The sequence below is a fragment of the Algoriphagus sp. NBT04N3 genome (genome assembly GCF_019443765.1).
Lineage (GTDB): Bacteria > Bacteroidota > Bacteroidia > Cytophagales > Cyclobacteriaceae > Algoriphagus > Algoriphagus ornithinivorans.
The window spans coordinates 2,570,039-2,590,263 of the sequence record NZ_CP048415.1; the positions used below are offsets into that span (position 1 = coordinate 2,570,039).

The 20,225-nt window shown below is 40.2% G+C and carries 16 protein-coding genes; 10 read left to right on the forward strand and 6 right to left on the reverse strand.

Annotation, left to right across the window (positions count from 1 at the left end; translation table 11 throughout):
• The first annotated feature begins 39 nt into the window (after nucleotides 1-39).
• From GYM62_RS11165 to GYM62_RS21040, 3 genes are all read left to right on the forward strand, one after another.
• Nucleotides 40-846, forward strand: a complete 807-nt coding sequence (locus tag GYM62_RS11165) for a metallophosphoesterase (RefSeq protein ID WP_255590349.1) — start codon at nucleotides 40-42, stop codon at nucleotides 844-846.
• 106 nt (nucleotides 847-952) lie between these two features.
• On the forward strand, nucleotides 953-1,558 hold the full coding sequence (merTP, locus tag GYM62_RS11170; RefSeq protein ID WP_219956448.1) for a mercuric transport protein MerTP: 606 nt from the start codon (nucleotides 953-955) through the stop codon (nucleotides 1,556-1,558).
• On the forward strand, nucleotides 1,555-1,764 hold the full coding sequence (locus GYM62_RS21040; RefSeq protein WP_255590350.1) for a GDCCVxC domain-containing (seleno)protein: 210 nt from the start codon (nucleotides 1,555-1,557) through the stop codon (nucleotides 1,762-1,764). Before merTP ends, GYM62_RS21040 begins: the two co-directional genes overlap by 4 nt.
• A gap of 274 nt (nucleotides 1,765-2,038) precedes the next feature.
• Here GYM62_RS21040 and katG read toward each other — a convergent pair whose 3' ends face one another.
• Complete coding sequence (katG, locus tag GYM62_RS11175) at nucleotides 2,039-4,291, reverse strand: catalase/peroxidase HPI (RefSeq protein ID WP_219956449.1); 2,253 nt, start codon at nucleotides 4,289-4,291, stop codon at nucleotides 2,039-2,041.
• A gap of 469 nt (nucleotides 4,292-4,760) precedes the next feature.
• Between katG and GYM62_RS11180 the strand changes: the two genes are divergently transcribed.
• Both GYM62_RS11180 and GYM62_RS11185 read left to right on the forward strand, forming a co-directional pair.
• The gene (locus GYM62_RS11180) at nucleotides 4,761-5,519 is read left to right on the forward strand and encodes a DUF6090 family protein (protein ID WP_219956450.1); all 759 of its coding nucleotides are present in this window, start codon (nucleotides 4,761-4,763) and stop codon (nucleotides 5,517-5,519) included.
• Nucleotides 5,520-5,673: 154 nt separating this feature from the next.
• On the forward strand, nucleotides 5,674-7,005 hold the full coding sequence (locus GYM62_RS11185; protein WP_219956451.1) for a GntP family permease: 1,332 nt from the start codon (nucleotides 5,674-5,676) through the stop codon (nucleotides 7,003-7,005).
• 208 nt (nucleotides 7,006-7,213) lie between these two features.
• Here the strand turns inward: GYM62_RS11185 and GYM62_RS11190 are convergent, their stop codons facing one another.
• Entirely contained in the window at nucleotides 7,214-8,482 is a 1,269-nt protein-coding gene (locus tag GYM62_RS11190; RefSeq protein WP_219956452.1) for a hypothetical protein, read from the reverse strand.
• A 422-nt stretch (nucleotides 8,483-8,904) separates the two neighbouring features.
• Between GYM62_RS11190 and GYM62_RS11195 the strand changes: the two genes are divergently transcribed.
• A complete protein-coding gene (locus tag GYM62_RS11195; protein ID WP_219956453.1) occupies nucleotides 8,905-9,186 on the forward strand; it encodes a nucleotidyltransferase family protein in 282 nt (93 codons plus the stop codon).
• Nucleotides 9,183-9,530: a DUF86 domain-containing protein gene (locus GYM62_RS11200; RefSeq protein WP_219956454.1), complete on the forward strand. Its 348-nt coding sequence runs from the start codon at nucleotides 9,183-9,185 to the stop codon at nucleotides 9,528-9,530. Before GYM62_RS11195 ends, GYM62_RS11200 begins: the two co-directional genes overlap by 4 nt.
• Nucleotides 9,531-9,689: 159 nt before the next feature.
• Here GYM62_RS11200 and GYM62_RS11205 read toward each other — a convergent pair whose 3' ends face one another.
• The 3 genes from GYM62_RS11205 to GYM62_RS11215 all read right to left on the reverse strand — a co-directional run bounded on the left by GYM62_RS11205 (nucleotide 9,690) and on the right by GYM62_RS11215 (nucleotide 14,579).
• Complete coding sequence (locus GYM62_RS11205; protein ID WP_219956455.1) at nucleotides 9,690-10,478, reverse strand: SDR family NAD(P)-dependent oxidoreductase; 789 nt, start codon at nucleotides 10,476-10,478, stop codon at nucleotides 9,690-9,692.
• A gap of 502 nt (nucleotides 10,479-10,980) precedes the next feature.
• The gene (locus GYM62_RS11210) at nucleotides 10,981-12,045 is read right to left on the reverse strand and encodes a sugar phosphate isomerase/epimerase (protein ID WP_219956456.1); all 1,065 of its coding nucleotides are present in this window, start codon (nucleotides 12,043-12,045) and stop codon (nucleotides 10,981-10,983) included.
• Nucleotides 12,046-12,056: 11 nt separating this feature from the next.
• On the reverse strand, nucleotides 12,057-14,579 hold the full coding sequence (locus GYM62_RS11215) for a c-type cytochrome (protein WP_219956457.1): 2,523 nt from the start codon (nucleotides 14,577-14,579) through the stop codon (nucleotides 12,057-12,059).
• A gap of 101 nt (nucleotides 14,580-14,680) precedes the next feature.
• On the opposite strand from GYM62_RS11215, the gene GYM62_RS11220 reads away from it, so the two are divergent.
• Nucleotides 14,681-15,166, forward strand: a complete 486-nt coding sequence (locus GYM62_RS11220; RefSeq protein ID WP_219956458.1) for a hypothetical protein — start codon at nucleotides 14,681-14,683, stop codon at nucleotides 15,164-15,166.
• 890 nt (nucleotides 15,167-16,056) lie between these two features.
• Here the strand turns inward: GYM62_RS11220 and GYM62_RS11225 are convergent.
• Nucleotides 16,057-16,344, reverse strand: a complete 288-nt coding sequence (locus GYM62_RS11225; RefSeq protein ID WP_219956459.1) for a hypothetical protein — start codon at nucleotides 16,342-16,344, stop codon at nucleotides 16,057-16,059.
• A gap of 879 nt (nucleotides 16,345-17,223) precedes the next feature.
• On the opposite strand from GYM62_RS11225, the gene GYM62_RS11230 reads away from it, so the two are divergent.
• On the forward strand, nucleotides 17,224-17,745 hold the full coding sequence (locus tag GYM62_RS11230; protein ID WP_219956460.1) for a hypothetical protein: 522 nt from the start codon (nucleotides 17,224-17,226) through the stop codon (nucleotides 17,743-17,745).
• Between the two features lie 69 nt (nucleotides 17,746-17,814).
• Nucleotides 17,815-20,223, forward strand: coding sequence for a TonB-dependent siderophore receptor (locus GYM62_RS11235; protein WP_219956461.1), 2,409 nt, complete (start codon nucleotides 17,815-17,817; stop codon nucleotides 20,221-20,223).
• The last annotated feature ends 2 nt before the right edge of the window (nucleotides 20,224-20,225 follow it).

The following is a 20,225-nucleotide window of genomic DNA, read 5'->3' on the forward strand; positions in this document are numbered from 1 at the left end:
GCGATATCAAGATTGGCCAGAATTCCATAAATTGAGTCAATGCAAAGACGACCTTTTCTTCAAAAAATCAGCCTGTTTGGCACTTCTCTTATGACTATGCCTTTTATGCTTTATGGGAAAATGGACTTCCCGAAAAAGACCCGATTGAAATTTATCACCGCATCAGACGGACATTTTGGACAAGCAGAGACAGATTTTAAGCAATCCCATCAAAATTTAATTGAAGCCATACAAAAGGAAAATGAGGTAGATTTTGTTTTATTCAATGGGGATTTAATCCACGATGACCCGAAATGGCTACCTGAGGTAAAGAAGGTCTATAACCAGCTTCAAGTGCCTCATTATGTGACCCGTGGAAATCATGACCGTGTTAGCGCCGAAACCTTTGAGGAAGTGATGGGGCAGCCAAGCAATTTTTCATTTGAAAAGAAAGGGGATAATGGCTTCATCCTATTGGATTGTTCCAATGAAAAGGGAGAATATCTCTGTGCTGATTTAGACTTTTTGAGCACCCATCTGGAAAAATATACTGAACTAGCCCACGTTTTTGTATTTGTGCATATATCTCAAAATGATTGGACCCGACACGGAATTGACTGTAAACCATTTTTAGATCTTGTCACCAGTTATTCAAATGTGAAAGCTACTTTTCATGGACATGATCACGATGTGGATGGACAAATGCTTTATAATAGGAAACCTTTTCTTTGGTCAGGGCATTTTGGAGGTTCTTGGGGAAACCCATTTCCTAGCTACCGTGTGGTAGAAGTTGGAGAAGATGGAAAAGTTATCACCTATTTAAAGACTGTAAAGGAAGGAATGATTTTAAATGGGTATAATCTTTGAAAAAAGAAAATCGAATGAAATCCTGAACCTTTCATTATTCTTCTTGACTACTTTATTGTATTAAAAAGATCTTAACTTCACTCCCTTAATCATTTATTAACCCAATATGAAATCAGAGAAAACGATCTTAAAGATTGGTGTTTTAACTGCATTTTCAGCGTCACTTTGTTGCATTACTCCACTGCTAGCTCTAATTGCAGGTGCTGGAAGTTTAGCCACTACATTCACTTGGTTAGACCCATTAAGGCCTTTCCTTGTTTTTTTCACTGTAGGAGTACTTGGCTTTGCGTGGTTTCAAAAACTTAAACCTAAAAAGCAGCTTGAGTGCGAATGTGAGGAAGAAGGATCTCTCAATTTTCTACAAGACAAAAAATCACTAACTCTCATTACCATACTTGCATGTTTGTTATTGGCATTCCCTTTATTCGCAGACCGATTCTATCCTGAAAATAATCAGGAAAATCAGCTTTTTACAAATCAGGAAAACCTTCAGATGGTAGAGTTTTCTGTAGATGGGATGACCTGTTCTGGTTGCGAGCAACATCTGGATCTAAAGGTTAAGCAACTTCCAGGTATTATTCAAATCAATACTTCTTACAGCCAAGGTAATACGGTGATTCAATTTGACCCAAACCAAACAGAAGTTTCTGAAATTGAAAGAGCTATAATGTCTACAGGTTATAAAGCAAGTTTAAAGTCGACAAAGCCATGAGTATAACTCTTGAATCTACCCTCACCTGTCCTAATTGTGGACATCAAAAAGAAGAAACTATGCCAACAGATTCCTGTCAGTTTTTCTATGAATGTGAGAATTGCCATACCGTTTTGAAGCCCAAACCTGGAGATTGTTGCGTTTATTGTAGCTATGGGACTGTCAAATGCCCTCCTATTCAAGAGAATAAAAATTGTTGTGGCTAATGGAATCTATTGGAGATTTAAATGACCATTACCCGTCTTGCTGGCATCAAGGCTTATTTCCAAAAATAAAAATAGGGCCAGTGCTGGGGTGGTTATCCTCACTTGATCCAAGGGTTAAAACCCCTGGCTATTTTTTCGCCCATGGCTACGCCATTTATCTCTTCTAAATCTGCTTGTTTGAATTACAAATTCCGAGGTCATATTTTAGAATTTTCAATCAAAAAAAGGTGATCCGTTTCCAGACCACCTTTTCGGTTTATTAGGTTTGAGCAAATTAGGCTAGATCAAATCGATCCAGATTCATTACTTTATTCCAGGCCTTTACAAAGTCCTTTACAAACTTCTCTTTTCCGTCCTCGCATCCATACACTTCAGCGATTGCTCTCAATTCTGAATTGGAACCGAAAATCAAGTCTGCACGGGTACCAGTCCATTTTGGTTCACCGGTATTTCTATCAGAACCTACAAAAACATTATTAGTGTCATTGGTGGCTCTCCAAGTAGTATTCATATCCAATAAATTCACAAAGAAATCATTAGTCAGTTTACCTGGAGTCTGAGTAAACACCCCATGCTTGGATCCATCCCAGTTTGCACCCATTACTCTCATTCCACCTACCAAAGCAGTAAGCTCAGGGGCGGTTAAGGTCATCAACTGTGCTTTATCGATCAACATTTCTTCTGCCTTTACCGGACAAATTTTGCTGATATAATTTCTGAATCCATCGGCTCTTGGCTCCAAGAAGGCCCAAGAATCAACTTCAGTTTCTTCCTGAGAAGCATCATTTCTACCCGGTGTAAACGGAACTGTCAATTCAAACCCTGCATCTTTGGCAGCTTTTTCAACACCTGCGGAGCCTGCCAAAACGATCAAGTCAGCCATGGAGATTTTTTTATTTCCACCTGCAGTGCTATTGAATTCTTCCTGAATACTGCCTAGAGTTCCCAAGACTTTCTCCAACTGAGCAGGATTATTTACTTCCCAGTTTTTGCAAGGCTCCAACCTGATATGAGCACCATTGGCTCCTCCTCTTTTATCAGAATTACGGTAAGTAGCGGCAGAAGCCCAAGCGGTAGATACCAACTCAGAAACTGTCAAGCCTGAAGCAAGAATATTCGCTTTTAAACCTGCAATATCTTTTTCATCTACCAATTCAAAGTCAACAGCAGGAATAGGATCTTGCCAGATCAAATCTTCAGCAGGGACTTCAGGCCCTAAGTAAAGTGACTTTGGACCCATATCTCTATGAGTCAACTTAAACCAAGCTCTTGCGAATGCGTCGGCAAACTCCTCTGGGTTTTCGTAAAAATGTCTGGATACTTTTTCATAATCCGGATCCATTCTCAAAGCCAAATCAGTGGTCAGCATAAATGGAGCATGCTTCACTTCTGGATTATGTGCATCAGGTACAGTTCCTGCTCCAGCACCATTTTTTGGTTTCCACTGGTGGGCACCAGCCGGGCTTTTGTCTAATTCCCACTCATATTCAAACAAATGTTTGAAATAGTCATGACTCCATTGCGCCGGAGTAGTAGTCCAAGCACCTTCCAAGCCGGAAGTAATGGTATGCTCAGAGTGACCTTTTCCATAGGTATTTTTCCAGCCAGTACTCATCTCTTCGATGGAAGCTCCCGCAGGCTCTCTTCCCACATATTTGGTCGGATCGGCAGCTCCGTGAGTTTTACCAAAAGTATGCCCTCCCGCAATCAGGGCAACAGTTTCATAATCATTCATTGCCATACGGCCGAAAGTCTCACGAATATCTCTGGCAGCTGCAACAGGATCTGGCTTTCCATTAGGTCCTTCTGGGTTCACGTAGATTAATCCCATTTGAACCGCTCCAAGTGGATTCTCAAGCTCTCTGTCACCAGTATATCGCTTATCTCCCAACCACTCAGTTTCAGAACCCCAGTATACATCCTCTTCTGGCTCCCATACGTCCTCACGACCTCCTCCAAAACCAAAAGTTTTTAGTCCCATGGATTCCAATGCCACGTTCCCGGCAAGAATCATTAAGTCGGCCCAGGATAATTTTTTACCATATTTCTGCTTTACAGGCCAAAGCAACAAACGTGCTTTGTCTAAGTTAGCATTATCAGGCCAGCTGTTTAAGGGAGCAAAACGCTGAGTTCCCGTTCCTCCACCACCACGGCCATCGGTAACTCTATAAGTACCCGCACTGTGCCAAGCCATACGGATAATGAATGGACCATAGTGCCCATAATCTGCCGGCCACCAGTCCTGAGAAGTAGTCAATGCTTTTTCAATATCCGCTTTTACCTCTTTCAAATCCAAGGATTTAAACTCTTCTGCATAGTTAAAATCCGGATCCATTGGATTGGATTTGGAAGAATGCTGTCTGAGGATATTCATCTTCAACTGATTTGGCCACCAGTCACGATTGGAAGTACCTCCACCAGCCACTTGCTTCATCTCACCATTGTGAAATGGGCACTTGCTGATATCGCCTCCTTCATTCATATCATAACTTCTTGGGCCATTAGGATTTAAATCTTTGTCTGACATGTTATTAATTGGATTTAAAATTGAAATTCTGTTTTTCGAAATCGAAGATAGCTTATTTTTTTCTTATGGAAATAAAATTTCGATAGATAAAAACTATGAATCTTTGCACTTTTTATTGAAGCATAAGTTAAAAAATTCATTCTCAGCAGAGAACTGAATATTTACGCAAAAGGACTGATTTTACTCATATTTATCACTTTCATATAAGGTATCAAAAAAATAAACTCACCCATATCAAACTTCCACTTGCATAAGTACTGTCCAAGCTAAAAGACCGCATCTATAATCTGATTATCAAGTATTCATCAAAATATCATTCTCATAATTGGACTTTATCAAGGTTTCAAATTGAAGCTTTAAACCATTTCTAGTATATTAAGAAATGATCCTTTCCTATTTTACATAGATCAATACAATTTGAGCAAACCACCTTTTCTGCTTCTAAATCCTTGCTTTCAAAAAACACATAATGCTCCACCTTTTTAAAAAAATCAGAAAGAAACTCCTGAAAGAAAATCGGCTGAAAAATTATTTAGTCTATGCGCTGGGTGAGATTCTATTGGTTGTCATAGGAATTCTGATAGCCTTGGCGATCAATAATGCCAACCAAAACCGAATCATCAAGAACAAGGAACAGAATTATTTAATTGGTCTGAAAAATGAATTTAGCACCTCCAAAGCTAAGCTTTTGGAATTGATGAAAATCAATCAGGAAAACCTGATAACGGCCAAAGCTATTTTGATACAGATAGACAAAAAGGAGGTTAGTAGCTCTCAACTTTCATCTATGCTTTTCCAGACTTATTCGCGAGACATTTCTTTCAATCCAAATAATTCACTTTTACTGGAAATGATCAGCAGTGGAAGTTTAAGGGAGCTTTCTAACCTAAACCTTCGCCATAATCTGACAAACTGGCTGGCGACCTTAGATGATATTGCCAAGCAGGAGAAAGATTTGCTTGCTCAAAGAGAAAAGGCATTGGATTTATTTCGAAGTGATGAGTTTAGCCTTCGAACTATCCTAGAACAGTCAGGAGTTTCATCGCAAATGGGTATTCCTGTTACCAATCAGGGAAGTTCCATCTTACCAATTCTGGAATCATTGGAGTTTGAGAACTCTTTATTACAGTTCATCCTTTCTACTGAAGCCACCCAAACGCTACATTATCAACCTCTTTTAGCAGACCTGGAAATCATTTTGGAAATGCTGGAGAAAGAAATAAAATAAGCTTGCTCTAATCAGCATCCAACTCCCCTATCAAAAGGAAATTTCACCCATCTCGCTATTCAGCCTTTTTAATTAGGGAAAATTGGGTAATTTTTAGCCTACACTTTGGAAATCGGTCGAAAGACCATCTTTTCTACCTTGACATAAACCCATCATGCTGAGTATTTTCTTAATCCTGCTAGTATTAGCAATCATCCTACTGGCTATAGTCAAATTTGATATTCATCCATTTTTAGCGCTTTTCGGAGGTGCTTTGATCTATGGATTATTGGCAGGAATGAGTACCGATTTGATCCTAAAATCCATCTCCGAAGGATTCGGCGGGGTTCTGGGTTCGGTAGGCCTTCTGATATTGTTCGGGGTTATTTTGGGTACATTTCTGGAAAAAACAGGAGGTGCGATCGTCATTGCAGAACGGATTTTATCTTGGATCGGAAAAAAATCCGTCAATCTGACCATGATGCTGGGAGGCTACGTCCTCTCTATTCCTGTTTTTGGGGATTCAACCATTATCATGATGAATCCTATCGCCAAGTCTTTGGCGCTTAAAAGTAATCGTTCCTATGCAGGTACCATGATCGCCCTTTCCCTCGGTGCCATGTGTAGCCACTCTTTGGTACCGCCTACTCCCGGTCCAATCGCAACGGCTGGAATATTAGGAGCTGATCTGGGCCAAATGATCTTCTGGGGAATAATTGTATCACTGCTGACCCTGATTCCAGGTTATATTTTTGTTAATCGATTTGTCTCAAAAATCCCTCTTAAGCCTAAATTGGCAGAGGCAGAAGGGCAACTGGATAGAAAGCTTTTTCCTTCAGTTTTCAAGTCATTTTTACCTATAGTGATCCCCTTATTGTTGATCATTTTGGCCTCTATTGCAAGTTATCCTACACAACCATTGGGAACAGGCAGACATATCACCATTATCACTTTTATAGGTTCCCCTGTATTGGCCTTATTGATTGGCGCAATTTTGTCTTTTGCCTTGCCCAAGAAGTTAGATAAGAAAATGCTATCCACTTCAGGATGGATTGGCGAGGCATTGCTGATAGCGGCCCCGGTCATTTTCATAACAGGTGCAGGAGCAGTTTTTGGAAAAATGCTGCAAAACTCCGGGATTGGAGCTTTGGTGAGTGAAGGGATGCAGGATGCAAATTGGGGGATTTTTCTACCCTTTTTGATTGCCTTTGCCTTGAAAACTGCTCAAGGTTCAACTACCGTGGCCATGATTACCACAGCATCCATAATTGCCCCTTTGCTTGGGCCATTGGGTTTGGACTCTGAAACCATGAAAGTTCTGACGGCCTTATCGGTAGGAGCTGGAGCAATAGCTATTTCCCATGCCAATGACAGCGGTTTTTGGGTAGTGACTCAACTTTCAGGAATGACTATCAAACAGGGAAATCAGTCCCATAGCTTGGGCACCCTGATCATGGGAGTTACCGCCATAGGAATCATATATGTGATCAGTTTGGTGGTGGGGTGATTTGGGAGTAATTGAGTAACTGATGAGGTGGTGAGTTATTGAGTTATAGAGTTATAGAGTTATTGATTCTCGCTTCTCGCTTCTCGCTTCTCGTGTCTCGTTTCTAGTCTCTCACTTCTTATCTCTCGCCTCTCACATCTTAGTAAAGGGTTGAAATCCATTTCAATGTTATTCCCCCCTATAATTTGAATAGAATTAAGAAAGCTGGTTATAATCTATAGCCTATTAAGAAAAATATTTTATGGGTTTTAGAGGATATTGATGGTACATCAGACATTCCGTTACCATTTTCATATCTAACAGTTCCTGAGATTTTTCCAATTCTTATTCCTGTCCCAACCAAGAAACTCATTTCTGCTAAGCGATCACTTTCAAAAGGAACTTTATTTTCGCTTCGAAACGAATTAAAAAACTCTGTCTCGATGAATTCATTTTTTGTTTCATCGATAATAAAACCGAAGGAGGCGCCTCCGTGGACAAACCACTCAACAGAATTGAAAAATAAACTATGCTGTAACATAGAGTTCAATTTTATCTGTTTAATCTCAAAGGTTGTTTCAGACCTCTCTATGTGGTTAAATGACTTTTGATTGATATTACTACCAAAAAATCTATATTCCGCATACAGCAATTCATTGGATAGAGACCACTTTTTCATATTCTTTGGAAATATCAAATCGAATGAAATTCCAAAAGTGGGATTTGTTGAAGATCCATAATCGACATCCGTCAAATTGGGTCGATTCAGAGCTTCAAAATTTAATTTTGACATAGAAACCCCTGCAAGAATTTCAAATCTTGTCAACACCTTTTCAACTGTCTTGTAAAAATCCAGTCTATCTCCTTTACATTTCGCATATTCTAAAAATAGACGAGTTAAGCTTTGTGAATTATACCGAACAAAAGCAAGGTCCTTCATTATAGTTGGACAATCTTTTAAATAGTTTTCCAATTGGGTATGGAAAACCTTATTTTCAACAGCGAAAACTCGATTTACGCCGTTAACAGTTTCCTCTTTTTTAAATTTTTTGTACTTCAGATGAACATATTCATCATTTACTTTGATGTAAAAGTTATCTTTTGAGTTTGTGTTTTTAAGATAAAATAAGCTTTTCTCCCCCTTCACTAATGCCTGAAGAAATACAGTTTCAACAACAGTTTCGATTCTAGAGCTAAAATCCAATTCACCATTGCTTAAGACCTCAGATTCTACCCGCGCACTTACATAAACCTCATTAGCTACAGAAAAACCACGTATATCTTCCGGTGAAAACGCAATTATCTCATCACTTCCAAAATTTCTAAAATCAATTTTCTTTGGATTCTTTTCCCAAATTCTATAATCAATTTCACCTGATATTCTGTCACCTGATAGTGTCACTACCTCCCCAGTTGTAAAATTTGTTTGAGCAAATCCACTTTGGAAAAAAAGGATAAAACAAAATGTGAAAAAATAATTCAAACTTGACTTCTTCATAACTAAAATTTCGTCAAAAGAAATATCAAAAAGCCAGTTTAACAAGTTTTTAGTTTAAAATGTAAAATTTATTTTCTGAGCTAATTAGAGAACATGAATAACTTAGGAGTTGATAAAATGAAAAGTTATTGATTATTAAGTTATTGAATATCGCCTCTCCCTTTTAGTTCAATGCTCAGCGTTCAAATCCGTTCGATATGATTATTGAAATAAGCTCCATTAAATCGCATTTTTTAAGGATGTATGTTCATTTACACCCAATCCCCTTAAGCTTTTTAAAAGTGTAATTCCTGAACTGAGGCCTTACTTTCCATTTTACCTTCTTTATTTCTGTTTCTATTCAAAGGAATCAAATTTTCTTGGGTAGCTTGTTTACCATTTAGGTGGTAGAATTCAATTAAAAAATCAATTATCTTTATAGAGTGATTACTCCAAGGCAAATAAATATCATCAAATCAATTACTCAAAAGGTTAAACCTACACTTGTGGGGGTTTTTGGTTCTTATGCCAGAGGAGAGCAAAATGAAAAAAGTGATCTAGATATTTTAATCGACTTTGAAACAAAAGTTGATCTTTTAGAACTAATTGGATTGGAGCAAGAACTTTCAGAAATGCTTGGAGTTAGAGTTGATCTTGTCACTAGACGATCCTTGAATTCATCTCTTAAGTCATACATCGAATCTGATTTAATCAGGTTAATATGAATAAAGATCCGATAATTTATCTTGAGCATATTTCTGAATGTATTTCAAAGATCATTTTATACACAAAGGGATTGAATGAGAATGATTTTTTAAATAATTCCCTTGTTCAGGATGCTGTAATTAGAAACTTTGAAATTATCGGTGAAGCCACGAAGCAATTGGATAAAACTTTCCGTTCAAAGTATCCTGATATCGAATGGAAAAAAATCGCCGGAATGCGAGATAAATTAATTCACGATTACATTGGAGTTGACCTTTGGGCTGTTTGGGCTGTAGTAGAGGATATAGTGCCCCATTTAGAGCATCAAATCATAAGCATCCTAAAGAAAGAAAAGAATTCTTAACGCCTAAAAATCAAGGCTAAGTCATTTTTCAAAGTTAATCGGTATCCGCTGTAATAAATTGATTTGTAGAAGTAATTAGGGGAGATATTTTTTTGATTATTAGTTATTGGGTAATTGAGTCTCGCCTCTCGCTTCACACTTCAAATCCAGCCTTCAAAATCACCTTGCAGTCCAGCCTCCGTCAACGGTCACCATAGACCCTACCATATAAGTTGCGGCGTCGGAAGCTAAGAACAGGGCTGCTCCCTGAATTTCTTTCAGTTCTCCCCATCTCGCCAATGCCGTGGCACCTACGATAAACTTCTTTCCTTCTTCTGTATCAGCGATCGGTAAATTCATTTCAGTTAAGAATGGTCCAGGACAGATCGCATTGACATTGATATTCCATGGTGCCAACTCCAAGCCCAAGGCTTTGGTCATATTGACAATAGCTCCCTTGCTGGCGGTATAGGGTGTTCTGTTGGCTAGCCCCACCAAACCCAGGGTACTCGCTAAATTAATTATGGATCCCTTTTTCTGATTTTTCATCTGAGAAATTACTGCCTTAGAAGCCAACCAAGTCCCATTGACATTGATATCCATGACTTTCTTGAAATCTTCCTCTGTCAGTTCGTCTATGGCTCCACGAATATTGATTCCGGCTGAATTGATCAAAATATCAATAGATCCAAAAGACTCCAAAGCTTTGGCAGCCATCGCATTCATCTGATCTCCCTGAGTCACATCGGCTGAAAACCCTATGGCTTTAACTTGATATTCCTCAGCGATTTCTTTGGCAGACTGTTCGCATTCCTCTTGATTTCTGGCAACCAACATCACATTTGCTCCTGCGGAAGCCAATCCGGCAGCCATTGCAAAACCAAGACCCTTAGAGCCTCCAGTAATTATGGCACTTTTGCCTTTGAGTGAAAAAAGTTGAATTCCGGGAAGTTTTTTGAAGTTTGTCATTTGGTTACTGATTTTTGGTTAATTGTGTAATTGTGTATTTGGTTAATTGAGAAATGGTTTTTTTCAAAGTCCCTCGTAGTGGTGGGCGGCCAATATTATCCTTAGTGACCGCATTACTAATATCCACTTAAACGTAGCGCCTTTCAGCTTTCTCACTTTTATTTCATCCTTTATGAGACCGCTTCGTTCCTCTCGGTGACAACACCACTGCCAACTGCCTACTTTTCAGCTTTCTCACTTTAGCTTTCAGAATTTATATGACTGCTTCACCCGGCTTTATGTTATAATTTAAATTTAAGGTTTTAATAATGGTCTTATTTAAGTTGAATAATCTTTTTAAAAATCGGGTTCGCAGTGACGACACTGCCACTGCCAACTGCCTACTTTTCAGCTTTCTCACTTCAAATTTCATCCTTTATGAGACCGCTTCGTTCCTCGCGGTGACAACACTGCCTACTGCCTATTGCCTACTTTTCAGCTTTCTCACTTTAGCTTTCAGACTTTAAGAATTCAGCTTTCCATAATACCTTAAGCAATCCACCACGTTATTTTCTTCCAAGGCCAGGATTTCTTCTTCACCTAGATTGCTGATTGAAGGAAGTTTTCCATCAAAGCTTTCTTTACCGATCATTTGAAGATACCTCTTAAATTTTTTAGATGAAGGATATTCGAAGGTTTGCCAGTAATTCTCCGAAAAACAAGGGATTTTCAAAGGGTCTCTGGTAATCATTTCCAGTGAAATATTTACATCAGGATGATAGTTTTTGCAAAGCTCTATCCCTTTCTTCAGTTTGACTATCCCCTTTCCCAAAGGAACTTCTGAAAGTAAAAAGCCTTCCTCATACTCTTGGACTCCCATATCTTTCACATGGGTAGAAAAGGCGAAAGGAGCCAAAGTTTCTATCACCTCATCCGGATATTCCAGTAAGGATATATTATTTCCAAAATCAACTGTCGCTCCCACCCACTCGCTACTGAGATTTTGCAGGATTTCTACCAATTCGGCTGCTTTCCAATCTTTATGGTTTTCTATCGCCAACTTCATCTGATGCTTTCGCACCACCTTTTCAGCCAATTGAATTCTTTGAATGGAATATACCTTGAAGGCTTCAAACTCTTCTCTACTCTTAAAATTTTCATAGCGCCTGCCTCCCAAGCAAACAGTCCTAATCACCTTTACTCCAGCTTCTTTCGCCAATAGTACTTCATTTTCAAACCTGTCTACATCTGTTTCCCCTTCAGGCATGGCAATACTTGCCTCCAAGTACATTCCCAATTCCTCCCTTGCATCCCTGACTTTTTGCCCCATTTCACCAAACCAGGTTCCCACTCCTATCTGTATCCCTCCTGCCCCAATTGCATGACAATGCCTCATGAAATCCAAGGTGTTTTGAAAACCGGGATATTGAGAACTTCCAACTTTGGATCCGTACCGATGACCATAAGAATGAACCACAATTCCCATTTTATATTCCTCGAGGAAATCCGGAATAGCAGGCATAGAAAAACCTGTAGCCAAAAGGCCCAAACTGGCTGTTTTGATAAATTCTCGTCGGGTGGGTTTCATAAGGTAGGGGTTTATTCTTGAAGGTTTTTCACGTGCTCATTCAGTTCATTGGCAGACCAAGGATAAACTCTTCCCTGTGAGGTATGACGAACTCTCCCCACTGTTCTACCCGAAATGGGTGCTGCCTGATTTCCCCATTCGTTGCGGATGTAGGTTAAAATGGCCGCAATACTTCCATCATCCAAGGTAGAATGGGAAGGCATAACAGGTAGAATTTCCGGAGCATCATACTCTTTCCCTGTTACCTCAATGGGCCCTTCTATCCCGTGCAGCAAAATCAAAGAAAGCCTTCTTTCATCTCCCAAAACCCAATCTGAATTCGCTAAAGGTGGGCCCATTCGGTTAACTCCTTTTCCATTTCCTCCATGACAACCTGCGCAGGCGCTTAGGTATTTTTGTCTTCCTGAGGCAAATTGCTTCATAGACTCTGCATCCAGAATCATGGTGGTATTTTCTCCGATTTCAGGCTGATGGCCTGGCCATCGAAATAAGAGCTTGATTTTTTCCAACTGCCTAAGGTCCAAACCCATTTTCTGATCTTTGAAAAATGCAGGTTGGCTGGAAAAAGAAACCAAGCCAATATTTTCAACATCTCCTGCCTGAACAGCCATCCCCGCTAGGATCGCCTGTGCTTTCCAGTTATCTTGGTTCTTTTCAATTAATATCAACAGATCTGTTATCTCATTTTTATCTTTATTGCGAATAATGGCAGCACTGAGCATTTCCAATACTATTTCCTTTTCCGGATTAGGGTTTTTCCAGTCTGCTGTTAAGAAATTCAAAAAGTCACTTTCACGCTTCTCCAAACTGCTAAGAATGGCATCCCGCATTAAGGCTTCATATCCATATTGCTCTGCCATTTGCTTCAAGGCCTCAAACTGAACCTCTGACTCAAATACGAAGGAGGAAAGAGCCATCTGCAGAGCCAGAGTTGGGTTTTTGGTTCCTGAATTGGCTTGGTAAAACTTTTTTAAGTTCTGCTTCACACCAGGCTCATTTTGAAAGGCTTCCAATAACCTTAATGCATGAATTTGAACCTCAGGACTGCTGGAATTTAAGGCATTGAAAAGGATCTTACTATCTAAAGCACCCAAGCCTTCCAGCGTATAAAGGCCGTGAATCGAAGCATATTTTCCTCCCAGCGAAAAGTCCAGATTTTGTAAATCCCTAGCAATTTTTAGATCTCCACTTTCTACCATTATCCGTTGAGCTTGATCCCTGTAAAAACCATTGGAATTGGCCAAATAGACCTGAAATTGGTCGGGAGCCAATTTTGAAAGCTGAGGAGGTTTTTGATATTGATAGCCTTTGGGAACAATTCTCCAAATTCTGCCCATATGCCCAGGAGCTTCGAGTTTTCTCAGTAAGGTTTGTTCTTTCAAATAGGGAGTCATATAGCTTCCATGCTGTACAATTCCCTGATACATATCTGCTATATACAACCCTCCGCTTGGGCCAACACTGGCATATACAGGACGAAAGCGTTCATCTGTTGAGGCTAAAAATTCCTTACCAGGATTTGGGTCAAAAGCCTCTAAAAGCATTCCCTTTTCCCGAACCACATTTCTTTTGACCAAATTCCCTGCATTTTCTAGGACGAAAATATTTCCATGATATTCCTTTGGGAAGAGATCAGCTCTATAAACCGTGGGTGAGCAAGCAGAGGTAAACTCCAATAATCGCCCCGCAGAATCAAGAGTTCCGGGAATATATCCCCGATTGACCGCTAAATTTGACCTGATGGGAAAAATCTTCCTGTCAATAGTCAAACCATGATCAATGCCTGTGCTGGGTTGATGATTGGGATTTCTGGTGATGGAATTGGGAGCCACCAAATCGGCATGCAATTGAGACCAATTATAATTATACACTAACCTTCCCTGATCGTCTTGGGAAATACCCCATTGTCCCCGGAACTCAGTGCTATCCCGAATCCAAAATCCATTTTGAAATTTATAGCGAAGTCTGGACTTGGCACTGTAATACCAATTGTCTAGGTTTCTCACAAAGCCATTATCGGAATGCTCCGGAATTCCATTCGAAGCATAGGTAGAATCCAATAATACTTTAGTGTCAGCTTTCCAATCTCCATCCAAATCCTTGGTAATCCAGAGTGCATTATTTTCAGCAACTAAAGCTCCATTGCGAACCAAACCCAAAGCCCTCGGCATAATCAGGCCATCGAGATAGGTAATCCTGTGATCCATCACCCCATCTCCATCCAAGTCCTCCAAAATGGCAATTCTTCCAACAGGCAGGCTTTCCTCCGAACCTTCTATATCACTCATATAGCCCCGCATTTCCACCACCCAAAGCCTGCCGTCTTCATCAAACTGGATGATCACCGGGCTTTCTACCAAGGGTTCGGAAGCCACTAACTGTACTTCAAATCCTTTCTCAATCTGAAAAGTTGCCAATTCCTCTTGAGGAGACCGAACGGGACTGTCATGGCTTTCTTCCAAAGGCTTTTGCTCAGTACAAGATACAACTGCAAGGCTGAAAACTATCAACAGGTGACGGAGCTTAAAAACCATCAGGCAAGGAAATTTTGGGTTTAGAGGCAAATCGAGCGAATCACTCAATTTTTAACTCATTTTAAGGATAAATAGAGCAATTGCCAATAAATATTCTTCAAATGGAAACGTTTACAAGAAATAATCTGGAATTTTATCAACTTAGCATTAGGAATATCCGATTAAAATATATGGACCAAACACCTCTAACGGCTTTTAATGATTTGATTCGCTCTCATACAATTTTTGTGAGAGATGGAGGCGTTTTCAAAGATTTGATGTTGGAGGTGGAGCTAAAAATCAAGCAAAAATACTGGACGCTTTATTTGGAAGATGAGCGTGGGGATTTTGATGAAAAGAATCAGCCTCTTTGCCTTTTTTTAGTCCTATACAACCTTGAGTTATTTACCGATAGCAGAGGATATTTCAATTGGTGCAAGGTTCATGGCCTTAATTCCTCTTCTTCTTTTTGGTTGAATTATTACAGGGATTTGGGAAGAATTGAACAGGAAATCAGATTAGAACTGAAGGGCTTTAACAATCCTGTTTCAGGGGTGGATTATGAATTGAGAAATGGGGGTTTTTTGAGTTTGATTAAGGGAGAGTAAGTTTTTTTTACCACAGAGGACACGGAGGAATACACAGAGACTCAGGATTAAGATTTTTGATTTACGCCCCGATGAATATCGGGGTACGAAGGGCAGAAGAACTTCTCAGGCTTTGTTTAGACATATAATCGCTTCTAATTCCCGCAGATCAACGCAGAAAAATCACAGAACTACACAGATTTTCAGGGTCAAAACCAATGTCAGGCTGAGCGCATGCCTGAAGGCTAGTCTGGGAGTCGAAGCCTTTGTTGCAAACCACTCCAAAATCATCTTTGCTTCTTCTATTCTTTGCGGGATATCAATTCTTTGCGTCGCTGCGCCGCAGCGAGCTTTTAAAACCACAGAGGGACGGAGGAATACATAGAGAGACTCAGGGATTAAGATTTTTGATTTACGATTTACGCCCCGATAAATATCGGGGTACGAGGGGCTGAGGAGCTTTTGAGGCTTTGTTTAAACATATAATCGCTTCAAATTCCCGCAGATTAACGCAGAAAAATTCGCAGACCTGACTGCCGTTAGGCAAGTTTTTCACAGATTTTCAGGGTCAAAACCAATGTCAGGCTGAGCGCATGCCTGAAGGCTAGTCTGGGAGTCGAAGCCTTTGTTGCAAACCACTCCAAAATCATCTTTGCTTCTTCTATTCTTTGCGGGATATCAATTCTTTGCGTCGCTGCGCCGCAGCGAGCTTTTAAAACCACAGAGGGACGGAGGAATACATAGAGAGACTCAGGGATTAAGATTTTTGATTTACGATTTACGCCCCGATAAATATCGGGGTACGAGGGGCTGAGGAGCTTTTGAGGCTTTGTTTAAACATATAATCGCTTCAAATTCCCGCAGATTAACGCAGAAAAATTCGCAGACCTGACTGCCGTTAGGCAAGTTTTTTACAGATTTTCAGGGTCAAAACCAATGTCAGGCTGAGCGCCTGCATGACGGCTAGTCAGGGAGTCGAAGTTATTGTCAGGCTGAGCGCCTGCCTGACGCCAAGTCAGAGAGTCGAAGCCTTTGTTGCAAACCACTCCAAAATCATCTTTGCTTCTTCTATTCTTTGCGGGAGAAAAAATCACCGCTCCACCATAAGAATTTTTAAAAACCACATAGCCACAATAGAAAACATAGATATGACAAAAGTGGGCACCAAACTGGGACGAAAACCCAATAACTACTAACAATTAACTTGTCCAAGAATTGAAGCATAATTTTATCCCATAGCACGCATTGAAAACGAAACTTCATAAACTCTTTGCTTCTTATTTCCTTTGCGGGAAAAAAAATTACCGCTCCACAATAAGAATTTTTTAAAAACCACATAGCCACAATAGAAAACATAGATTTGACAAAAGTGGGCACCAAACTGGGACGAGAACCCAATAACTAATGACAATTAACTAGCCCTAGAATTGAAGCATAATTTTATCCCATAGCACGCATTGAAAACGAAACTTCATAAACTCTTTGCCTCTTGAATTCTTTGCGGAAGAAGATTAAATATCAAATCGCTTCTCCGAAGCTCTTAATTACTCGTCATGCCAGATACTACAATCAAAACGCCTTTCCGAGGCTCTCAAAAATCCAGCTACTCAGGAGCACCAGCGGTGCGATATTATTGTAGAAAATAAGTTATGAAATGAGCCATGAGCACCAGCGGTGCGATTTGATAATTACTTTGGCTCTTAAATCCATTTCCGGAGATAAAATCGCATAGGGACATTCTAGACTTCTCACTTCATCTTTTAGATTTATTAAGACTGCTTCACCCGATCCAATTCTTTTCCATTAATTGTATTCTTAGAAACATTCCGAGTTAATCATCATTAAAATAAAGAGTGGCGGGTTCGCAGTGACGGCACTGCTTACTTTTTAGACTTCTCACTTTATCTTTCAGACTTTCCGAATCTGCCTACTACCACTGCTTACTGCCTACTTTTCAGACTTCACACTTTCATAATTCAGCCTTCCCCAAGGCCCTTTATCACTTCCATACTCCCAAAGCATAATACTTATTTAATTATTGTAAATTTTCAAGAAAATTGGCAGCTCATCCTTAAATCTTGAAAATCCGTCTCAGCTCCATATTGCTCCTTTTTGTGATTTCAGGCCCTCTGACATTGAGCTTGCTGTGGCTGAATTTTCAAAAGACCCAGCTTCAAAACTCCTTTGAAAGCAGGTTTGAAGAATCTGAGGAAAAGTCTGACCTTCTCACCTTAAGCTTCACGAGAGAGGAATCCCAAACGCTATTGGAATGGGAACATGAACGGGAGTTTGAATACCAAGGCGAAATGTATGATGTACTCGAAATAAAAGAAGATGGAGGTCAGATTCAATACCTAGTTTGGAGGGATAAGGAAGAAACCAAAATCAAAAAGCAACTCTCCAAACTCTGGGAAGAAGAAGGAACTGAAAAAAAAGAACAACAATTGGCCGTTTTCACCCTATTCTTTCAAGCCAATCATTCTTTGATTCCCAAACCCTTTTCGCAGGAAATAGATAGACAATATTCAAACTTTACCCCTCAGGCTGTTCCTCAGCCCTTACTTTCCAATCCCTTTTCCCCTCCCGACTTTTTGAATTGATATACCACTAAAAATCTCCTATTCCGATAAACCGGGAAAGGTCTATCCATTCGTATCAATTCTTCAATTATGAAACAAGTATTGATTGGGTTTGGCATGCTTTGCTTTTTCTTTCAACTAAAGGCTCAAACAGTCACTTTGGTAGATAAAGCCACATCCGAACCCATCCGTTACGCTACCTTGAGTAGTGAAATACCTCCTGCCTTTGAATTGACAAACTCCAAAGGTCAGGTCAACTTGAGCCCATTCAAAGGGGCTTCAAAAATTACTATCAGCAGTTTTGGTCATCAAACCATCAAGATAAGCTATGATGAACTGCTCACTTTGGGAGATATTATCCAACTGGAAAACTCCAACCTCAATCTCAGCGAGGTGGTGATTTCCGGCAATAGATGGTCCCGATCTTCTGAAAATTTACCTACCAAAATAATATCCATATCACCCGAAGAAATAGCATTCCAAAATCCTCAAACTGCCGCAGATTTACTGGGAGTATCCGGAAAAGTGTATATCCAAAAAAGCCAACAGGGAGGCGGAAGCCCTATGATCAGAGGGTTTGCAACCAACCGCCTATTGTATGTGGTGGACGGGATCAGAATGAATACAGCCATTTTCCGGGGAGGCAATATTCAAAATGTGATCAACCTGGACCCATTTGCCATGGAGCACGCAGAGGTATTATTTGGTCCGGGTTCGGTGATATATGGAAGCGATGCGGTCGGCGGAGTTATGAGTTTCAATACCCTGACTCCAAAGTTTTCCTTAGATGAAAATGCCAGTATTTCCGGCAATGCAATCACCCGATATTCCTCGGCAAATAATGAAAGTACAGGACATCTGGACTTGAATGTTGGCTGGAAAAAATGGGCAATCAGTACGAGTATCAGTGCATGGGACTATGATCATCTGAGACAGGGATCTAATGGGCCCGATGATTACCTGAAACCCTTTTATGTCAAAAGAATCAATGAAGAGGATGTGGTAATCCCTCTGGAGGATGGAGGTTTAAGGCAAATTCCTTCTGCCTATTCTCAGCTTAATCTGATGCAAAAGGTTCGATTCAAACCCTCGCAAGCCTGGGATTTTCAATACGGTTTTCATTATTCTGAAACTTCTCCCTATGGAAGATATGACAGACATAACCGAATCAGAAATGGTCTTCCCCGCTATGCTGAATGGGATTATGGACCTCAAATCTGGATGATGAATAATCTGAGCATCACACATTTTGCTCAAAGAGGAGCATTTGATCAAATGAGTATCAGGCTGGCACATCAGCATTTTGAAGAAAGCAGAATAGACAGGGATTTGAATAAACCGATTCGGACTACACAGAATGAAAAGGTGACAGCCTTTTCCATCAATACCGACTTTACCAAAATCCTGGATGCCAATAATACTTTGGTTTATGGAGCTGAGTGGGTTCTGAATGAGGTTTATTCCAATGGTATGATCACCAATATTATCAGCCAGGAATCAAGCCCCGGCCCTTCCAGATATCCGAGAGCGGATTGGCGTTCATTTGGAGTTTATATCAATGAAGAGCACAAATTGAATGAGCAAGTTAATCTGCAGGCTGGACTGCGCTATAATTGGTTTGGCTTGGATGCAAGATTCGATACCAGCTTTTATCCCTTCCCTTTCACAGAGGCCAATCTTTCCAATGGAGCTTTGACAGGAAGTATAGGAGGAGTGTATAGACCCAATGATTCATGGGTTATCAGCAGCAATTTTGGAACGGCCTTTCGGTCTCCCAATGTGGATGATATAGGAAAGGTTTTTGATTCTGAACCCGGAGCTGTGACTGTACCCAACCCTGATTTGGAAGCCGAATATGCCTATTCTTTGGATTTGGGTGTAGCCAAAAAACTCAGTGATTTCGCCAAACTGGATGTAACAGGCTATTATACTTTACTTAATAATGCCTTGGTTAGAAGGGATTTTACTTTGGCAGGAAATGACAGCATCATCTATCAAGGTGAATTGAGTAAGGTACAGGCGATCCAAAATGCAGCTCAGGCCAGAGTATATGGGCTACAAATTGGACTGGAAATCAAAATGAACGATCACCTTTCCTTTTCATCGGATTTGAATATTCAAAGCGGTGAAGAAGAACTAGACAATGGTGCAATCAGCCCATCCCGACATGCTGCTCCCCTCTTTGGAATCAGCAGATTGACCTATAGAAAAAACAAACTTCAGGTTCAACTTTATGCAAGCTATCAGGGAGAAAAAAGCTTCGATGAGCTCCCCGTAGAAGAGCGTGCAAAGCGAGAAATTTATGCCAAAGACAGTGATGGAAAAACCTTTGCTCCCTCCTGGTATACCCTGAATTTCAAAACAAGCTATCCGATTTTTGACTTCCTGATTTTGAATGCAGGAATTGAAAATATTACGGATCAACGCTATCGGCCTTTCAGTTCCGGCATTTCAGGACCGGGACGAAATATCCAGCTTTCCCTTAAAGCCAGTTTCTAAAA